At 58.3% G+C, this 18,831-nt stretch carries 15 protein-coding genes; 3 read left to right on the top strand and 12 right to left on the bottom strand.

Annotated features, from left to right (window positions below):
• Positions 1-13: 13 nt before the first annotated feature.
• From HB375_RS09365 to HB375_RS09330, 8 genes are all read right to left on the bottom strand, one after another.
• A complete protein-coding gene (locus HB375_RS09365; RefSeq protein WP_167672735.1) occupies positions 14-1,111 on the bottom strand; it encodes a glycosyltransferase in 1,098 nt (365 codons plus the stop codon).
• Positions 1,111-2,838, bottom strand: a complete 1,728-nt coding sequence (locus HB375_RS09360; protein WP_167672734.1) for a glycosyltransferase — start codon at positions 2,836-2,838, stop codon at positions 1,111-1,113. Before HB375_RS09360 ends, HB375_RS09365 begins: the two co-directional genes overlap by 1 nt.
• Positions 2,835-4,541, bottom strand: a complete 1,707-nt coding sequence (locus tag HB375_RS09355; protein WP_167672733.1) for a glycosyltransferase — start codon at positions 4,539-4,541, stop codon at positions 2,835-2,837. Before HB375_RS09355 ends, HB375_RS09360 begins: the two co-directional genes overlap by 4 nt.
• 173 nt (positions 4,542-4,714) lie before the next feature.
• Positions 4,715-5,779, bottom strand: a complete 1,065-nt coding sequence (locus HB375_RS09350; RefSeq protein ID WP_167672732.1) for a class I SAM-dependent methyltransferase — start codon at positions 5,777-5,779, stop codon at positions 4,715-4,717.
• Complete coding sequence (locus HB375_RS09345; protein ID WP_167672731.1) at positions 5,772-7,199, bottom strand: ABC transporter ATP-binding protein; 1,428 nt, start codon at positions 7,197-7,199, stop codon at positions 5,772-5,774. The genes HB375_RS09350 and HB375_RS09345 overlap by 8 nt, the downstream gene beginning before the upstream one ends.
• Before the next feature lie 11 nt (positions 7,200-7,210).
• Positions 7,211-8,059 (bottom strand): ABC transporter permease, encoded by an 849-nt coding sequence (locus HB375_RS09340; RefSeq protein ID WP_167672730.1) that lies wholly within the window; start codon positions 8,057-8,059, stop codon positions 7,211-7,213.
• 32 nt (positions 8,060-8,091) lie between these two features.
• Positions 8,092-9,963, bottom strand: coding sequence for an asparagine synthase (glutamine-hydrolyzing) (asnB, locus tag HB375_RS09335; RefSeq protein ID WP_167672729.1), 1,872 nt, complete (start codon positions 9,961-9,963; stop codon positions 8,092-8,094).
• A 35-nt stretch (positions 9,964-9,998) separates the two neighbouring features.
• Positions 9,999-10,994, bottom strand: a complete 996-nt coding sequence (locus tag HB375_RS09330; RefSeq protein ID WP_167672728.1) for an NAD-dependent epimerase/dehydratase family protein — start codon at positions 10,992-10,994, stop codon at positions 9,999-10,001.
• Positions 10,995-11,331: 337 nt separating this feature from the next.
• Here HB375_RS09330 and HB375_RS09325 point away from each other — a divergent pair, with 337 nt between their 5' ends.
• Complete coding sequence (locus HB375_RS09325) at positions 11,332-12,975, top strand: hypothetical protein (protein WP_167672727.1); 1,644 nt, start codon at positions 11,332-11,334, stop codon at positions 12,973-12,975.
• Positions 12,976-13,532: 557 nt separating this feature from the next.
• A complete protein-coding gene (locus HB375_RS09320; RefSeq protein ID WP_167672726.1) occupies positions 13,533-13,775 on the top strand; it encodes a hypothetical protein in 243 nt (80 codons plus the stop codon).
• Positions 13,776-13,901: 126 nt separating this feature from the next.
• Here HB375_RS09320 and asnB (HB375_RS09315) read toward each other — a convergent pair whose 3' ends face one another.
• Together asnB (HB375_RS09315) and HB375_RS09310 are read right to left on the bottom strand one after the other, a co-directional pair.
• Entirely contained in the window at positions 13,902-15,803 is a 1,902-nt protein-coding gene (gene asnB / locus HB375_RS09315; RefSeq protein ID WP_167672725.1) for an asparagine synthase (glutamine-hydrolyzing), read from the bottom strand.
• A gap of 3 nt (positions 15,804-15,806) precedes the next feature.
• A complete protein-coding gene (locus HB375_RS09310) occupies positions 15,807-16,967 on the bottom strand; it encodes a glycosyltransferase (RefSeq protein WP_167672724.1) in 1,161 nt (386 codons plus the stop codon).
• 698 nt (positions 16,968-17,665) lie between these two features.
• Between HB375_RS09310 and HB375_RS09305 the strand changes: the two genes are divergently transcribed.
• Entirely contained in the window at positions 17,666-17,860 is a 195-nt protein-coding gene (locus tag HB375_RS09305) for a KGG domain-containing protein (RefSeq protein WP_167672723.1), read from the top strand.
• Between the two features lie 67 nt (positions 17,861-17,927).
• Here HB375_RS09305 and HB375_RS09300 read toward each other — a convergent pair whose 3' ends face one another.
• Entirely contained in the window at positions 17,928-18,404 is a 477-nt protein-coding gene (locus HB375_RS09300; RefSeq protein WP_167672722.1) for a hypothetical protein, read from the bottom strand.
• A gap of 87 nt (positions 18,405-18,491) precedes the next feature.
• The gene (locus HB375_RS09295) at positions 18,492-18,728 is read right to left on the bottom strand and encodes a hypothetical protein (protein ID WP_167672721.1); all 237 of its coding nucleotides are present in this window, start codon (positions 18,726-18,728) and stop codon (positions 18,492-18,494) included.
• Positions 18,729-18,831 lie beyond the last annotated feature (103 nt).

The raw sequence follows: 18,831 nt of genomic DNA, 5'->3' as shown, positions 1-18,831 counted from the left end.
GATTTCCGCCCTTTTACGAGAGTTTTTGCAGTGTCAGGGGTGCCGTAGGGTCCTCGTACACCCGAGCTAGGGCGGCAGCAATGCCGGCGGGGTTATGCCACTTCTCGACGAATTGCCTTGAACGGGCGGACCACTCCCCCCACTCGGCTCGTCGGTCGAGAGCCTGCGCGATATCAGCAGCCAATCGATCCGGGCGGATATTTATGATCGGGATATCTGCAAACATTTCCTTCGGAACGAACTCGAAATCTTCCTCTCGCAAATAGCACAGAACCGGCTTGCCCATCGCCATGACCTCGACCGCAAACCCGCCATACCAGCCGGCGAGCACCTGATCGATGACCAGATCGGCCGTCTGATACGCTTTCAGCGCCTCTTCATGCGTCATGTTGCGGACCAGGACAAATTCGAACTCGTAGCGATGCCTCAATTGATCGATCGCCTCGAGGATGGCTGGCGTTCCCTTGATTTCGCCATTAGTCGGCGCGTGGAGGATCCTCGGCGGACGGCCCGTGACCGGCGGAATGACCTCGAACCGGTCGATCTCGACACTGCTATAAGGCAGAAACTCTCCCCGGCCCAAGAAATGACCTAGCTCCGGATTGAGAAAGAAGACACGATCGGCCTTTGGAAGAATATCGCGGATGAAATGCCTCCGCTGGTCATCCAACGTCGCAAGACAGGTATCGAACACCGTGCAATGGCCTGCGCGACATGGGGTGAACCGGTTTCTGATGGTCGAGTCGCCGGCAATGCGAACGTCGCATCCCTGGAGCGTGAAGATGATACTACGCCCTAGGCGCCGCGCCACCTCAACGTCAAGAAAAGGAAGGTAATTCCTTGAGCCGTAATCATCCCAGTACATGAGAGAGCGGCCAAAATAATAGTGCAGAACATCGTAGTCGAACGGCGCTCGCAGGCCATTCAATAGCCTGGCCCGCATCTCCTCTTCGGATACCCAGCCGAGCGGGCTGACGACGCGATCGGCTTTGTAGCCAAGGGACGGCGTGTAGTTCACGACAAGTTCGCTGTCGATTCCAAGTTGCCGCTCATGTCTGGAGAGGACCCACGGCTGATTGCCGATATTGACCGGTCCATGAAGTACGCGCATCAGACACGCCCCATCGCGCGAAGCGACTTGGTTGAACCTTGCTTCGCAAGGGTCTGATAAAGGGTCACAAGCTTCTGCCATTCACGATCGGCATCCAGCTCAGCGATCAACTCCGGCATTCTTGCTCGCATGGATTCGGCCAGCCCCTTCTCCTCATGAAGGCGCTTGACCGCCTGCGCGATCGATTGCGGGTCATAGGGATCGAAGAGAAGCCCGACTTGGCTTCCATCGACGAGCCGGCGAACCTCAGGATAGTCCGCTGCCAGGATCGGGAGCCCCGAATACAGGTATTCGAAAACCTTGTTAGGCAATGCGTAGGAGAAGTTCTTGCAGAGGTTGGGCAGTGTCCACACTCCGCAATCAGCTCCCTTGGCCGCCGCAACGACGTCTCGGGACGGCACTGGCGGCAGAAGTATCAGCCGGTCCGGCGCTCCGGCCCGAGCAGCAATTTCGCGATACGCGTCCCCGAAAATGTCAAGGCTGGGCCCCCGGATCACCAGGACGAAATGCTCGTAATGCCCCAATGACTCGATGACCGGCTCGAGGAGTCGGGATGGACCCGTTCCGCCCTGCCATAGGACCAGCATCTTGTCGGCAGGGAGGTTGAGCTCTTCGCGAAGCGAAGCGTACTCCCGGCTTGGTGCCTGACCGGAGGACGGAATGTTTCGGATCACATGAACTTTCTTGCGCCCGAACGAGAAATTGCTCTCCAGTTCGCTCGCAATGGACTCGCACACCGTAACGACGGCAGCAGCGCGGGCCATCGCGAGCCTCTCGACCCGACGATAGGCGATCTTGATAGGACGGGGATGCTGGACGTAAGCTGCCTTTTCATGATCCCACGACACGTTTTCCGAGTACCATTCGTGGAAGTCACAAACGCAAGGAACCTGTAGCCGGCCTGCGGCGGCGAGGCCGATCAGCGCCGTCGAAAGGTCATGGCTGTGAATCGCGAAGGGACGCTCCTCACAAATAGCCTCAAGGAACTCGTGGCCCATCAGATAAGGGGGGACGCCAAGATAGCTCATGGCGCTCGGCGGGAGCGGACGGAATTCAACACCCGGCCCATAATCGAGAACGACAGGAGCCTCGGGCGTACTCATTGCGTCAGGATAAACGATCTTGACCCGGAAACCCGCATTGGCGAGCACCCGCGCCTCGCGCATGACGCGTGGATCGACGCGCAAGTCGGAGAACACGATCATCAGTATGAGCGGCGCCGCATCATCAGCGGGCGCCACGCTACGAGGTGCCCGCAACGCAGGGACCACAAATTCCTTGATCGTGTCGGCGGTTCTGCTCAGCCGCTTGAGATTGGAGGCGAGCGCAGTCGACTGGTATCGTTCAATGAAAATATCACGAAACTTCGGAAGCGAAGGATTCCGAACGGACGTCCATGCCCTTTGCAAAGCGATCTTCAACCTCGCCCGAGATGTCGCGTACGAGGCAAGCCCGGCGCGAAGCGAAGAGGTCAGCTGCCAGGAGCGGCTTGTCATGATCGCATCAAGCTGCCGGGCGAGATCGTCACGCTCCGCCTCTGCGATCTCCAGACGCCGCATCAACTGCTCGCGCTCCTGAAGCGCGGAATCTGCTGCGCCACGAACACCGTGCGCGGAAGCGATCGTCGAGCTTGTGTCACTATCCGACAGCCCTAACACTCCGGACTGTGGTGCCGGGTCGGTATCATTCAGCTGCTCGATTTGTGCCTGGCGGCGATCTGCGTTCAATCGGGCACCTTTTTTAACGTTGGATCCACTCCGAGGCCCATTTCGGGGCTAGCTTGCTCAACAAGATGCCAAGGAACAGGAGGCGCTCCGCGGAGCAAATCGGGCAGACGGCTTTGAATCTCGGACAGCCGCCGTTCGATCCGCCGGTTGATCCGCTCAGGGAACCGCGCCGACCTGAGATACATTGTTCCAAGACGACCCGCAACGGCATCAAGCGAATAGTAGTGCTCGATATAGGAGCGGCTCCTGCGGCCCAATTCCTTAAGGTCAACCTCCCCTTCCAGGCAACGCTTCAATGTCGAATAGATCGTGTCCGGCCAAACATTGATGATGGGGCAATTAACCGGATCAAGCGCCATGTCCGGGCTGCGAAGATAGCAGAGAACGGGCTTGCCCAGGGCCATTGCCTCAAGCGCGGTGTATCCGTGGAAGCCCGCGATGAACTGATCGGCGACGAGATCGGAGGTTTCAAACAGGCGGATCACTTCAGTATTGGGGACCCCTTGCACCCGGACGAGTTCGATCGCGTACCCTTCCGACTGAAGTCGCTCGATCGCATCGAGCAGAAATTGAGTTCCCTTGAAGTGAGGATGGTTGGGCGCATGCGCGACACGCAACGGGCGGTCATTTGTCCACGTCGGCTCGGTGTAGCGAAACTTCGTTATATCGAGAGGCCAGAAGTGCAGATTAGTCGCGCTAGGCACGTAGGCCAGCATGTCGCCCATCGCGAGCATTTCCGTGGCATACTTGCTAATGCGCTCAATATTACCGCGTCCTTCCGCATCATCGCACATGCAGAAACGACCGGGCTCCGGACACTCGGCACAGAGATTGTAGCGCCCCAACGACAGGGTCACCTGCCGCGTGCGCACGTCCGCACCGTAAGTATACGTATAGAGGGATTTATCGAACACCGTGATCGCCCTCATCTCATCTTCGTTGACTTCCATCCGCCGCGTCGGGAGCAAGACACTCCGATCGCAGAACAAATGAAACACATCGTAGCGCATAAGGGCGATGCGCAAGATGATCTTGTGCAGTCTAATGGTCCAGCTTGGATGCTTCGTGTAGATGTACTCGCAGAGTCTTTTCAGATTAACGTCGAACGAACTGGTCGTGTAGTATGTCGTGAATACGAGACTGTCGGATCGCAATCCAAGGAGGCGATCGCATCGAGCAAGCAGCGGCAGCGTGAGGATCGGCGTTACTCCCCACATCGTGCGAGGTGTGCCGAACCGGCGTCGCCACCCGGCAGCACCGGCCGTCAGAGCATTCAAGCCGAGATTGGCACTGCGGACCGCCAGTCCCAGCCCCCATGGCACGATGCTCTTCACCAAGCGCAACATCCCGGCAGTATGCCGGTTCACGAATCCTTTGAGGCCCCGAAACCGCCATCCAGCAGATCGAAGCGGCTTCGTAATCCGCCACGATGTTGACTGGTAGACGGTGTCGAGTTCTCCCCTCAGCTGCGCAACTTCCGACGCATGCGCCGTACAAAGTCGGTCCATCTCGGCTGCGTGCTCGGCCCGCAAGGCCGCTAGCTCGCCCGGCACGCGATCAAGGCGAGTTTCCGCCAAGCTCAAACGAGTGGCGACATCGGCGAGCGGTTCAAGGAGGGCCTCGTATGCCGAACGATGCCGCTCTACGGCATCGTTGGCGGCATTCCTCGCGCCATATGATGTTTCAATTGAAGCACGCGTCATTGCTCACAAGCCCCAAATGACTAGAGCCATGCAGGAACCGCTTGGGCTTCTCGCCCCTCCCTGACCCAGCCACCTCAATAATCAGAGCCAATCGATGCGGTTGCATCAACAACCTCTATTGACTGTAACTCCTCACCGATTGCATCTGAACAACTCAGGTAAGGTCTCTCGGATCACGCCTCAGACCGCGAATAGACATAGAAGCTTTGCTCAATGTCAATTTGTTGAACAGCTTCAAGCGTGAAATACTCAGCCATGATTTCTTCGAACCATGGCCGATCGAAATGAAACAGGTGATAGTTGTCGATCGGAACCGGCTCTTCCTCGGGATGCGGATCGAAATATTTACCCCCTGGGATAAACCCGAGCCACAGGATTAAAACGCCCGAAGGTGACAGCACTCTCCGGATTTCGGAGAGCGTCTTTCTCAGAGAGATGACGTGATCGAGAGAGGTGGCTATGACAACCGTCTCGAACGAACCGTCCGGCCATGGGAGGTACTCGGCGCAGCCGCGGTAGAATTGAAACGGATGGGGCTCCCGCCCGTCGAGCGGATCGAGGCCGGCAACGAGGCTGAGGTCATAGCCATCGAGATAGTGAGGCACAGCCACGGGACCACACCCGATGTCGAGCAGCCTCCCGTATGCGTATAGATTTACCCAATCCCTGAAACGAGTCGCCGTTGGGTGATTCACCGTGCTCAGATTTGCGTCGGGATCATCCTGATAAAGCGGAACTGCGTTATCGAACAAGGTCTTCCAAATCGGATAGACCTTGGGGTAGTCACGCTCCAAACGTTTGAGGATGTCCGGAAACGAAGCGCTTCGATCAGGCTCCGAAAGCGTAGGAGCTTTTGCGTTAAGCAAAAACGGCATGCGCCTCGCGTTGCGCCGCGCTTCGCGTCCGAGCGCTTCCACTTCCGTCGACGCCGCATGCAAACTCCGGGCCATCGAGTCGAGGCGGATCGCGAATTCGCGGACGTCACCGAATTTTTCAGTCAGGTCCGACAGAACTCTGTCGATATTGCTTGCCGTTGCGCTGACACTGGCCGAGTGCTGCGACACGAGTGAACTCAAGCGCAAGCACTCTTCAAGCTGCTGCGAGAGGACGAGCGACGACTTCTGAACGCTCTCGACTTGGCGCGGGAGATCCACCAGGCTTCTTGCGAACCGATATGCCCCTCTAACCACGCGAAACAGCGGATTGCGCGACTTCGTAGCAGAGATGGCATCAGACATCACGGTTCTCACTGTCGGATGAGGAGTCATCCGTCTGGTGTTCCCATTTTGCGATCGGAAAGAAGAGAGCTTCGGACGGGTATCCTGTCTGGAGAATCCTCACCTTATAAACGCGGTGATGATACTCGTAGAACTCCACATTGTAAGGAACATTCTCCAAAAGCCCGACGGACAAAATATAGTCCCCCGCGAGCAGTTGGTTCTGAGGCAAGGTCAGCGAAATGCGCCCCTTCTGCCCCGCCCGCTTCCGGAAAGGAGCTGCGTTGTAATCCTGATCGAAGCTCAGCGCCTCATTTCCAGAGAGGTTGCAGGTGCCGATTTGCGAGACGAGAACCAGATCCTTTGCTCGTTCTATGCCAACCGCCATTCCAAGGGTTCCTTCCGGAACCTCACCCTCGCAATGATACTCAACATCAAGCACGATATCCTCCCAGGTGCGGAAGGCATAACGCTCGTTTCCGTCGGCGCCCCTGAAAGAGACACGGTCAATGACGATGGGACCCCGTCGAAATGCCGCGACTTTCGCAGCTTCATCTGCTCGCCTGCCAGTGCCAGCAGACGCGGCATAATTGACGACCGCAGCTTCGTTGTCGGCTCGAAGCTCATTGGAGGCAACTTCAACGAGCCTACCCTGCTCGCCGGAGATCCGCATGTGAACTTCATAGTCGTAGTTGCGTGTGACTTCCCGCGCAGGGCCAATCTCGCGAACGCGGCCTCCGTCCAGCCAAATGGCTCTATCGCAAAGTTGCGCGACCTGCGCAGAGCCATGGCTCACGAAGATCACCGTCGCGCCGCTTTCGCAGATTTTCTGGATACGCCGGGAGCTCTTGGCTGCGAAATACGCATCGCCGGCTGCCAGGGCCTCGTCGATGATCAAGATATCGGGATCGACATGGATCGCAGTCGAAAACGTAAGGCGTGATTGCATTCCGCTCGAATAGGTTTTGAACGGATAATCGATCACATGCCCCAGCTCCGCGAACTCAATGATCTCGGGGATCTTCTCCTCGATCTCCTCGCGCGACATGCCGAGGCACATTCCGCCCGTGATGATGTTCTCGCGGCCGCTGAACTCCGGGTGGAAGCCGGTGCCGAGCTCAAGAATCGCCGACATGCGCCCGTTGACCCGGGCCATTCCGCTCGTGGGGGTCAAAGTCCCGGCCAGGATCTTGAGCAATGTACTCTTACCGGCGCCGTTCGCACCAATAATACCGATCACCTCGCCCGGATAAATGTCGAATGATACGTCCGACAGAGCCCAATGCTCGCGGGCCCGCGACCGTCGTGTGACGAGTTCGTAGAGGACATCCCGCGGATTGGCGTAGATCTGAAAGGCCTTGGAGAGTTTTTTGGCGGTGATCACCGGCTCGATCGGAGCCGAAGCCTCTTGAAGATCCGCCGTGTTAGTAGCGAGGAGCATCGTGCGAAACCTTAAAGAACATTGGCAATGTAGGGTCGGATCCGCCGAAACAGCCGGCATCCGGCAGCGAAAACGATCAAGGCGAGGCTGAAAAACAGCCCCCAAGCAAACGGATGTTCAACCCGGCCGTAGTAGAAAATGTCCTGAAAAACCCAGATCGGATAGCTAAATGGATTGACGTAGATCAGCGGAGCGAACGTCTCGGGGACCCAATCGGGCAAGTAAACGGCAGGAACAAGGAACACGCCAGCGACCGTGAACGCGACGATGAAGTCTTTCAAATCACGGAAAAATGGCGTTATCGCCGATATGATGAACGAAAGGCCCGAAAGGAATAAGAAGAGGCCAGCAACGAAGAGAGGCGCGAGCAAAACGGTCAGCGGCACACCAAGGCCGCCCAGAAGCTGATAGACGACCAACGCGACCATACCGACGAAGAGCGGGACCATCGTCACGAAGACCGCGCCGAACGGCAGCAATTCCATCGGAAACACAACCTGCTTCACGAGGTTCGCCTGGGCGATAAGGACAGTCGTGCTTCGCGTCAGGAGTTGCTGAATGCACAGCCACGGCACAAGGCCGGCAAGAATATAGTTCGTGTAGTCGCGAGGCATCTGAACTGACATCGTCAGCTTGACCTTCATGACGACGACAAACACAAAAATATAGACCAGCAGCAGAAACAGGGGATGACCGACAACCCAGAACGAGCCCAGAAGCTGGCCCGCATACTGACCGATGAGGTCACGACGGACGAGTTCCCGACAGAGAGCACGATACGTCCAGAGGGAACGCAGCGCATCCTTGGAAGCAGCAAACATTTGCTTGGGCGAGAGGCCGCGCCAGAAAAGGCTCAGCACAGTCGACGGAACCGATAGCAGCTTTGAGGCGGTCAAAGGTATTCCTCACAAAATTGTTCAACATTGAGAAGGGACCAGATCAACAGGCGCCGGTTCTCATGCCCTTCGAGGTGGTCCGTAACGAGGCTCTGGATCTTCTGCTTATCCAAGAAATCGTAGATTCGCGCATTATTATTGAACAGACGTCGGCGAACGTAGTCGATGCTCTCGCCCTTGAACCAGCTCGCGTCGGGCGCCGAGAAACCTTGCTTGACGCGGTTCACCACTTCCGACGGAATGTAACGGCCCATCATCTCGCGCAGGATGAGCTTTCCATCGCGGGTCCGCTCGAAATATCGCTCATGCTTTCCGCCTGGCTCATTCTCGTTGATGCGCATGACCTCGCTGAGATTTCCTAGCTTCAAGCCAGCTGGCAGCCGCATCGCGAAGTCAGCGAGATCATTATCCAGGAATGGCACTCGGGTTTCGAGCCCGTGGGCCATGCTCAGCTTGTCCTCAACGACGAGCAGGCCGTTCAGGAATGTCTTCGCCTCGAAATAGAGCGAATGATTGACATAGTCTTCGGGGCGCGTGAGCGTGCTCGCATGCTCCTGGAACACGTTCCTGAAGATTTCCTTCGTGGAGACGTGTTTGACATCGCCCCAAATGGGCGCCAGGACCTCCGGCAGCAGCTGCTCAGGGACCAGCCGCTGCCAGAAGGCATAGTATTTATTGACGTAGTCATCGAAATTGTCGCTCGTGACGGCGCGATAGTATCGCCACGGGTATCCGGCAAAGAGTTCGTCGCCCCCTGCCCCTGACATCACAACCTTCACGAACTTGCTTGAGAGCTTCGCGGCATAAAAGTTCGGATAGCACTGACCTACCCGCGGCTCCTCGAGGTGCCAGGCGAGCTTAGGAAGCACACGCTCCATGTCACCCGCCTTCAAGACCATCTCGTAATGCTCGGACTTGAACAGGTAGGACATGTATTCCGCGGCAGTACGCTCGTCGAACCCGAGCTCCACGCCCGATGCCGAACTGAGGTCGAAGCCCACGGTAAAGGTCTTCATATAGGGCAGCTGGCTCGCCGCTACGGCAGCGATCGAGCCGGAATCCATGCCGCCCGAAAGATAGCAACCGACGTCGACGTCGCTGATAAGCTGCCGAGAGACCGCCTGCCGGAAGAGGTGATCCAGCTGCTCAAGGAGTTCGCCCTTGCTCGCCGCGTGAGCCGGCTCTTCGAAATGATAGTCCCAGTACCGCACCGGGACAGCCTCCTGAGACCCGCGCCGGATCTGCATGTAGCACCCGTGCGGCAGCAACCGGACGTTCCGGAAAAGCGTGTTGTCGGTGAAGAAGTTCTGGAACGTGAAGTACTCGACGAGCCCCTCAGCATTCAGCTCAGGACCGATGGTGCCATGAGCGAGAATCCCCTTGATCTCGGATGCAAAGAGAAACGTGCCTTTGGCCTCAGCATAATAGATCGGCTTGACGCCGAACCGATCCCTGGCAAGCGTCAGGACCTCCGTCTCTTTGTCCCAGATCGCAAAGGCGAACATCCCGTTCAACCGGGGGAGGGCATCAAGGCCCCAAGTCGCGAAGGCCTGCAGCAGTACCTCGCTGTCAGATCGAGATACGAAGGTGCGGCCGCGTGCCGTAAGTTGAGCCCGCAACTCGTTAAAGTTGTAGATCTCCCCATTAAAAGTGAGGGTGTAGCGGCCGTCCTGGGTCACCATCGGCTGCCGTCCGAGCGACGACAGCTCGATGATCGCGAGACGACGGTGACCAAGCCCGACCGGGCCGGACACAAACTGCCCCTCACCATCGGGACCGCGATGCGCAATCGCATCGCACATCGCTTTCAGACGGGCACTCGATGCAGGCTCGCCATTACGATGAAAGATGCCGGCGATTCCGCACATGTCGAATGCTTCCCAGGATTTTGGAGAAAACGGCCTTAGGCGGCAGACTTCTGTCGCCGCTTCTCAACCTCTTCAATATGCTGCGCTCTCCAGGTGATGAGTGCTTCCAATCCCTGTTCGAGCGTGGTGCCTGCAACGAATCCAATTTCCTCCGCGGCGCGCTTCGGACAACCGATACGGTTGCGAACCAGTGTCGCCTGGCTACGGGGGGCGTATTGGATTTGTTGATTGGAACCAGTCAAGCGCAGAAGAATCTCCGCAAGCTCCCGCAAAGAGGTCCGCTGGCCCGTGCCGACATTGTAGAAGCGGTCTGTCGCATCGGCGTTCATGGCGCACACGTTCGCGCGACCGCAGTCGCGAACCGAGACGAAATCGAAGGCTTCGGTACCATCGCCGAGAATCGTCGGCCCGCCACCGCGTTCGATGGCATCGAGCATCTTCATGATGACGGCGATGTAGGCTCCGCGGTAATCCTGTCGGGGGCCATAGACGTTCATGTAACGCAAGCCGACGTAGTCAAGGCCGTAGCGGTGGTGGAACGACCTGACCATCGCTTCCCCGGCGATCTTGGTGGCGCCGTAGAAATTCTTGTTATTGAACGGATGATCTTCGGTCATCGGCTCCTCGACGGCATCGCCGTAAACCGATGCGGACGAGGAGTAAACGAGACGCTTGACCCCATTCTTCACGCAAGCGTCGATCACATTGAACGTTCCTTCAACGTTCACGCGGAACGCCGACTGAGGATAGTCGTGGCACTGGAGAAGCCAGAGAGCGGCAAGATGGAAGACGCCATCGGCGTCCTTCAAGGCCGCATTCAAGATGTCGGTCTGGCAGATATCCCCTCCGACTTCGAAGATCTTAACGCGGGGGTCGCGCAGGGCATCGGCAAGGTTTTCGACGGTTCCTCTGACGAAATTGTCATAGATGAGGATCTGGCCGACATCCTCTTTCCGGAGCTCGTCGACGACATGCGATCCGATCAAGCCCGCGCCGCCGATCACAACAAGTTTTTTGCCCCGAATATCCATATCTGGCCACGCCCTCGAATTCATTTCAAACGATCGGGCTCACTAAGCTCCAGCTACGGTCTTGTCAACATATGGTTACCCTGTGTAGGTTTTTAATCTTACGAATTTTCGAGACAAACTCGGCCCGAATTTTCACAGATCGCCACTTTTTCATTTGTGTAGTGAGACTTGGGGCGCGCGCCCCCGTCGGCCGAACTATGCTTCGCGGCCCAGCGCCACCTCTTCGGCATCCACCCAGCATTTCGGCTCGATCTTATCCGCCCCCTGACCTTGGTTAATATCGTTGCCTTGGGCGGACCGATCAGCTAGGCAGGCGCTGTATTGCTTGGGGGAGCCGGTGAAACGGTGGAAACTGGCATCGCTTGGAGCAGCGGTAATCGCTGTGATTGTGCTTGCAATTGCGGCACAATCGATCGGTTCCAAACGGCACAAAGTGATCATCAGCTCGATCATGGGGCTGGATTCGCGTTCTGCCCAAACCGGTGCACGATCCGTCCAGGTTGAGAAAGCCGTCAGCGATCTTGCGCTACAACTCAACGCCTTCATCGCGGAAACTCGGGATCGCAATCGGGCACAAGACACGCGCTTACGCGCAATCCATTCGACGACGCCCGAGCCTGATCTGAAGGGGCACTCGGAATTCGTATCAATTGAGCGCGTTCCTGACGAGCCCTTCCTTCCTGTCTCTATGACCAGAATCGGGCCCGACGAATTCCTTGTCGTCAATTATCGCAACATCTACCTGTTCGATATATCTCGCCGCGAGGCTGCGCTTGTCCAATTGGACATGCCCGTGCCGGTCTGGAGCCCAACGGCCGTTCACTATTCGGCATTCTATGACCGGGTTTTCATTGCGAATTACACTGGTGGAGACGTTCTCGTTGCGGAAATCCTTCGCGATGCCGGACGGGTAACCCTGAAACTCGCCGAGCGCCTGACCCACGAGGATGGCATCAAAGGGCCTGAAGGCGTCCAGGTTTCGCGAGGCGGGCGGTTCATGGCGATTGCCGACTACGACGGCGGCGCTCTTTCAGTCTTCGAGCGTGTCAACGACGCCTGGATCTACCGCTGGAAAAGGCCCGTTGTATCGTCTCACGGTGTGGCGATAGTCGGTGACCATGTCTATGGCAGCGGAAAGACCATAGCAAAGTTCGACCTGGAGACCGGCAAAGAGTTGGCACGCGTTTCGAAGATTGGTGAGCGACCCATCCTGTTTGCGACATGCATCAGCGAAGACGTGAAAACTGGAGACTTGATCGGCTCAGATGCTATGGCGGGCCGGGTCTTCACGCTGACGAAGGATCTAGAATTAAAGGAAACATTCGGAGCCAACGGCCCGACGCAAGTCAACCTTTCGATGCCCTACTGCGCCTATCGCGACGGCGATGACATCTACGTTTTGTCGACTTACCAGGATCGGGTTATCAAGATTGGCCGAGACGGAACCCGTTCTTTTGAGTTCGGCGGCCCTCGGTGGGGATATGTATCCATACCCTCCGCATACCGCCACAACACTGATATGTGGCGCGGACTGCTGAAGGCAGATAGCCCAAGCTACAGTATGTTTGGAACAACCGTCCGCCCAAGTTACGGTTCCCTGCAGGCATCCGACGGAACGAGGCTCCTTATGCCTGTGCGCCGAGAACTGCCCGAAAACAGGTGGCTATTCTACATCACGACCATAGCCAGCGCAGGCGATTGGATCGCAGTTGCAGCAAACTCCTCCCCTGCCGTGCTGGTCTACAACCGGAAGACCGGAGCACTCGGCTCGGTAGAAATCGGCGAGTGGGACTGCTGGGCGTCGGCATCATCCATTCTCTGCCCCTCACAGCGCTACCCGGTTGAGGAAATCGCGGCCAAGGCGAAGATGATTGAGGCGGACCTCCGACCTAGCGATGGACGCTCCCATTTGACGCAAGCCCAAGGGGGAGATGTCTCGCTTCTCGATTACTGGCGGGAGTGGAAGCAGAGGGTTGACTAACCGTTGGTCTAGTCCACCCCTCCATGGCATAACGCTTTTAAACAGACAGAGGCCAATATGGCTGCAATTGTTATCGAACGGAGCATGGGTAGTGCCGCCCCCAACGAGCACGAACGTGCTTCTTATCCCTTCGATACAGTTGTGCAGCGAGTGTGCTGAGGACCCCAGCATGCATCGCGAATAGCCCGCGCCATCACGCACGAGTTCCTCGCTCTAGCCTCGCTATTTTGCATCGCCATTCGTCACGCGTCGGAAAAACAATGTCTATTCAACCTGTTCGCACAATTCTGCTTGGCTTTGGAGAGGCCTGTCTGATCCTAGCGGTCACGGTCTATGACGTGGCCGTCACGGCCCGAAGACAAGCTCCACAGCGCATTGCCTCTGAATCGGCGACTTCGGAGATCTCCTCTCCGCCGCTGGACAGAAGGTCGACGGAAATTGCTCCATACTTGGGGATTCCTGCGGTCGTTGATCGACCTAACGTTCACAGCATTAAGCCGTAGTTTGCGGTTGCGATCGCGCTCTACAATGGTCCCCGTCTCCTCGGGGACAGCGCAATGCTGCAAACTTCGCTTCGCTATCTGGCCAGTCTCGCTATGCAGATGGAGAGCTATACCAAGCCGGATGGAGACCTTTTATTTGCACAGTATGTTGAAGATCTCCCCGCAGGCTATCGCTGGCCAATGTGGGCCTTGCTGCAGCATGCCGCGACGATCACCAAAGATCGTCGCTTTGCAGAGGTCGCGCGACGCATGACCCCGAGAATTGGTAAGGAATGGTGCAGCATGTACGGCTGCTGACGGTGTTCGAGCAGTTAGCCCGTTGCGCAGCGCGGAACGGGACGTGCGGTTACCGCAGTGCATCCGGAAAGAGCCCGCCTCAAAGAGGCGGGCGCCTAGCGAAAGACTCGGCAGCCAGGAAGGTCGTTACAAACTGACCCCGAACCGCTCGCCCCAGATTCCCATGTTGACGATCCGCCAGAGCGTGAAGTCGACGTTGCGTCGGCCTTCCAGCATGTCCGACACGAGAGCACGAGTGCCCTTGGGTTCCAGGAGATCCGGGTAGCGCTTGAGGGTGGCCTCGACGCCGTCCAGGATCATGCCCTTGAGAGGGCCGCGGAACCAGACCTCCTCCGGTGTGGAGAAACCGAGCTTGTCGCGGCGCTCCCGAACGCTTTCCGGAAGGGTGTGGCTCATGGCCCGGCGCAGAACCCGCTTCGTATCCGCGCGGACGATCTTATGCGCGTTGCCCAACGCGAGATTGAACTCGACCAGACGGTGATCGAGGAACGGAACCCGCGCTTCGATCGAATGGGCCATGGAATTGCGGTCTTCCCAATGCAGAAGCATCTGCAGGTTGGACGCGAAGGTCAGGACGACACAGAGAGAGGCGATATCCGTGATCGGCGGCAAACCATTGACCTGACTTGCCACTTCCAGTGCGCCGGGCTGATTTTGCAGCGGCCGCAGCGCCTCCGAACCCATCCAGTCGTGATTGACGAGAACCTGGCGCTGCCGAAGCAGGAAAGTGCGCAACTGCGGAGGCAGAACCGGCCCGATGAAGCGCTTGAACTGCTCCATGAAGGAGACCCCGTGGATCCGGTCGCGCTCGACCATGGTGCGCAACAGGGTGACGTAGTCGCGCTGCCGGATCAGGTCCGACATGTAATAGACGTAGGAGGAGTGATAGCCGGCAAGTTGCTCGTCGGCCCCCTGACCATCGAGCATGACCTTGATGGCGGCCTTCTTCGCCTCCTCGAACACGCACCACTGGGCGAAAATCGAGGTTGAGCCGAAGGGTTCATCCTGATGCCAGGTGATATCCCCTGCCCGCTTGAAGACCTCTTCGGCACGGGGGAAAATGTAATGAGGATTGGCGCCGGTCTTGCCGACAACAGCCTCCATGAAAGGCTTCTCGTCGACGCTTTTCTCGGCATAGCAGGCGGATACCGTGTTGACCCGCGCGCCCTTGCCTTCCCCCGCCAGCATGTCCGACATGAGGCAGACGATGGCCGAGGAATCGAGGCCACCCGAGAGACACGACCCAATCGGAACATCCGAGCGCAGATGCATGCGGACGGAATCCGTGAGCAATTCCCGGAAACGATCAGCAGCCTCCGCTTCGGGGATATCAAGCGTTGAGTGGGTGGGGATCTTGTACCAACGGCGGGGTTCGTAATTCCCGGAGAGGGAGCGCGAGGCATCGACGGTGACGCAGCAGCCAGCCTGGAGCTGCACGACGCCCTCGAACATCGTCTCCGGCGTATGATCGCTGATGCCTGACGCAAGAAAATCCCTCACACGCGCCAGGTTCATACGGTTTTCGATACCCGGCAGGCCAAGGAGCTGCTTGATCTCGGAAGCGAAGGCGATGCCACGAGGATTGGAGACGATGTAGAGCGGCTTGATCCCGAAGCGGTCGCGCGCCGCAAAAAGGCGTTTGTCGCGGGCATCCCAGATCAGGAAGGCGAACATGCCCAGGAAGCGGTCGAGGCAGGCCTCGCCCCATTCCTTATACGCAGCCAGCAGCACCTCGCTGTCGCTGTCAGACTTGAAGAAATGCCCCTTGGCGCGGAGCTCTTCACGCAACTCGAGATAGTTGTAGATCTCGCCATTGAATACGAGATTGAAGCGGCCGGAATCGTCCGCCATCGGCTGAAGGCCGGCATCGCTGACGTCGATGATGGCCAGGCGGCGGTGGCCGAGCGCGACCGGACCGGCGGTCGAGGCGAATTCCTGCCAACCCGTGCCGTCGGGGCCTCTATGGGAGATGCGATCGATCCGATCGCGGTCAGGCTGAAAGCCGATAGATCCGTAGAGTCCGCACATCGTTCAGGTCTTTCGATTGGCGTTGGCGAGATTCGCGCAAAGAGAAACGAGGGTCTCGCTTTCCTTCTGCCAGTTCAGCTGCCGGGCCGCCTCCAGTGACAGGCGCTTGTATCGGTCGATTGACGCCCGGTCGAGCGAATTGACAGCCGCAGCAATGACGGTCGGCTCCATTCCCGCGAAGAGAACGCCGAGATCATGCTTCTTCACGAGACGTGCCATCTCTGGCAAATCCGAGACACACAAGGCCAAACCCGCCATCGTGTATTCAAAGAATTTGTTGGGAAGGGCAAAGCGGTTATGCCGCGAGTGGTCCGGCAAAGCGAAAAGCCCGACATCGAAAGCGTTCGCTTCTCTGACCAGGTCGACCATGGGGACCGGCGGGACAAGCCTGACACGACCCGCGACGCCGGCCACCGAGATGGCCCTTTCGAGCTGGGTCCTGTATTCTTCCGAACAAGGCCCGCGGATGGTCAGGCTGAACTCGGGACGCCAATCGACAACGCTGCGGATGCACTCCTCCAGGCCACGTCCCAGAGAGACGATGCCATGGTAGAGAACCTCGATCCGCTCGCCGGTGGGGCGGAACGGCATCTCCTGATAGCTAGGGGTGTTGCGGATGACGAGCGGGCGCTCCTTCAATCCGTACAATTCCTGGAGGCGGTCCGCGATTCCGTCCGAGACGCAAGTGACAAGGGCAGCCTCCTTCATGCACTCGCGCTCGACGCCCACGGTGACCGGGCGATGGAGAAGGCGCCAGCGAAGCCGCTCGGTATACTCATCCGCCGCAAGCTCATGGGTGTCGTAGACAAGAATCCCGCCATGCTCCCGAGCGAGACGCCGGGCGATTGGAAGCGCCGTCCAGTCGTTGGCAAGCCAGATGTCGGGCTTGCGCGTCGCGCCCAGCCGATAGAGGTCGTCAAAGCGGCTGTTGAGTCTCCAGAATGCGGTTTCAGCAGCCTGGGGGAAGAGCCGCGGGGCCTGCATACGGATCACATAGCGGAGTTGCCCGAGGCGCCGCACGCCTTGCCGCTTGGTCCAGGCCAACCCCGAATAGTGGGCTGCCGCCCTTGCCATGCGTGCCATGTCCGGTGCCTTCAGGCCTGCTCGCTTTGCCGCTTGGATCACGCGCTTGCGAACGGCGAAATAGAGCAGATCGGGGGTCACCGCGAGCCGGACAATCTTCTGCCCCGTCGTCAGGCCGGCGGGCAGGATTCTCGGAGGAGGAGGCGGCGAAGGAGCAATCCATTTCTCACCGGCCGGCTTAACGGGCTCAAGATGCGTCTCATCGAGAATTGGCCATGCCGGCGGGGCAGATTTGGAGCCCGCTAGTCCGATAGCGACCACATTCCATCCGGCCTTCAAGAAGGCATCGCCCTGTCGACGCACACGGGGATCGTCGCCAATCTGTGAAAGCGCGATGATTCCAATCGAGAGGCCTTTCCGAGGCGCATTTTCATTGGAAATTTGCAAAGAACTACTTTCATCCATGATGAATAACGACGTGTTGCTCAAGAGGCGGCGCTTGAGTCCCGAGGAGAAACTGGACGCAATAGAATATAGCCTTCCACCTGTCTAGGCGTGGGCATCGTTGATCGAGATGGATGCGACGGCGGCGGTGACGCCAATGCCGCGATTGTCAGCGGACGGCAGGTTCGGTCTTCCCAAAAGGTCCTACTACTCTCGCGCCCATATGAAGGACAATAATCTTATTTTGCTGAAAGCAGTCCACATCCGCCGCAGGAACGATCACCTACCTTACGAAAGGTCATCCACTCTCCTTGGCGAGCAGTTAAGACGGTCCGGAACCATCCCACCAGCAGGCGGTTTTCAAGTCAGAAGATCAACTGCTTAGGAGGCATGTGATGGCGACAGGAGGTTCTACTTCAAAGCGCGGCTTTGCATCGATGGACGGCGACCGGCAGCGCGAGATTGCCAGCAAGGGCGGCAAGAGCGTTCCGGCGGAGAAGCGGTCGTTTTCCCAGGACCGTGAGCTTGCGTCCGAAGCGGGACGTAAGGGCGGCCAAGCGTCGGGAGGCAGCCGAAACCCTCAGGATTGATGGCTGGCACGGCGCGCGAAAAGGGGCCGCGTGACGGCCCCTTTATTTTTGCCTACGTCACACAGGGTCAGAAACGGAACCGGAAACCGGATTGGTTCAGCGATTCCTCGACCTCGACGTCGCGCCACGCCCTGTTGCCGATGACCGCGCGGAACTCCGCAAGGCTCGGGACCCTCCAATAAAGATAGGTCCGGTCAATCTGCCGCATGAGGTCCGCAACGAGAGACAAAATTGCATCGTCGAGCCCAAGCGCGCTAGCGGCTTCCGTGGCGAGGCTGGAGTCCGGCAGCCGGGAGGCGATCATCAGCACGACCAGGCAATATTCGTCCAACGTGCCGCGACGCGACCCGACCGGATGGTGATCGAGCGGCCGCCGGCGCTGCCGCGCAATGGAGAAGGCGAGCAAAAGCGCGTCGGAAACGATGGTTTTCGCAAGATCAGGGCCGGTGGAGGCCGCCAGAGTCCCTTCCGGCCCATCGAGCAGCGTCAGATCGTGATGATCCTCGAGCCGATTGAAATATCGGAAGACATCGAGGATCGGCACGACGCTCGGGTGCAAAAGAACGGATATCGGTTCGTCTTGAAGGGGGGCCGGCTGCAACGAATGAACCTATGGGCTTTTTGGAATCGCTTATATGCGATCTCCCGTCCCGGCGGCGAAACTGTGGCGCCATGCTGGAACGATGAGATGGCGGCGCAGCAGAAGCGGGCACATCACCTCGTCCTCCTCGCCGGAGGGAACGATGCCGCTCAGCATGGACGCGACGGACGGCTTGTCACCCGGGGCCGAGCTTGAGGCCAGCCGGCAGAACTCATCGGGCAGATCTTCCTTGCTCAACACAGCGTCCAGCTCGTTCGTGGCTGTCATCCCATCCTCCTTGTGGTGTCGGGGTGCAACGTGCCTGGAAAGCCCCGGTTCCTGCTGCGGCAAGACGTCCAATCGGGCCGACGACCCGCCCGAAACATGGCTT

The sequence above is a fragment of the Microvirga terricola genome (assembly GCF_011777495.1).
Classification (GTDB): Bacteria; Pseudomonadota; Alphaproteobacteria; order Rhizobiales; family Beijerinckiaceae; genus Microvirga; species Microvirga terricola.
Note: the sequence above shows the minus strand (reverse complement) of the source record. Positions and strands in the feature narration are given on the sequence as shown.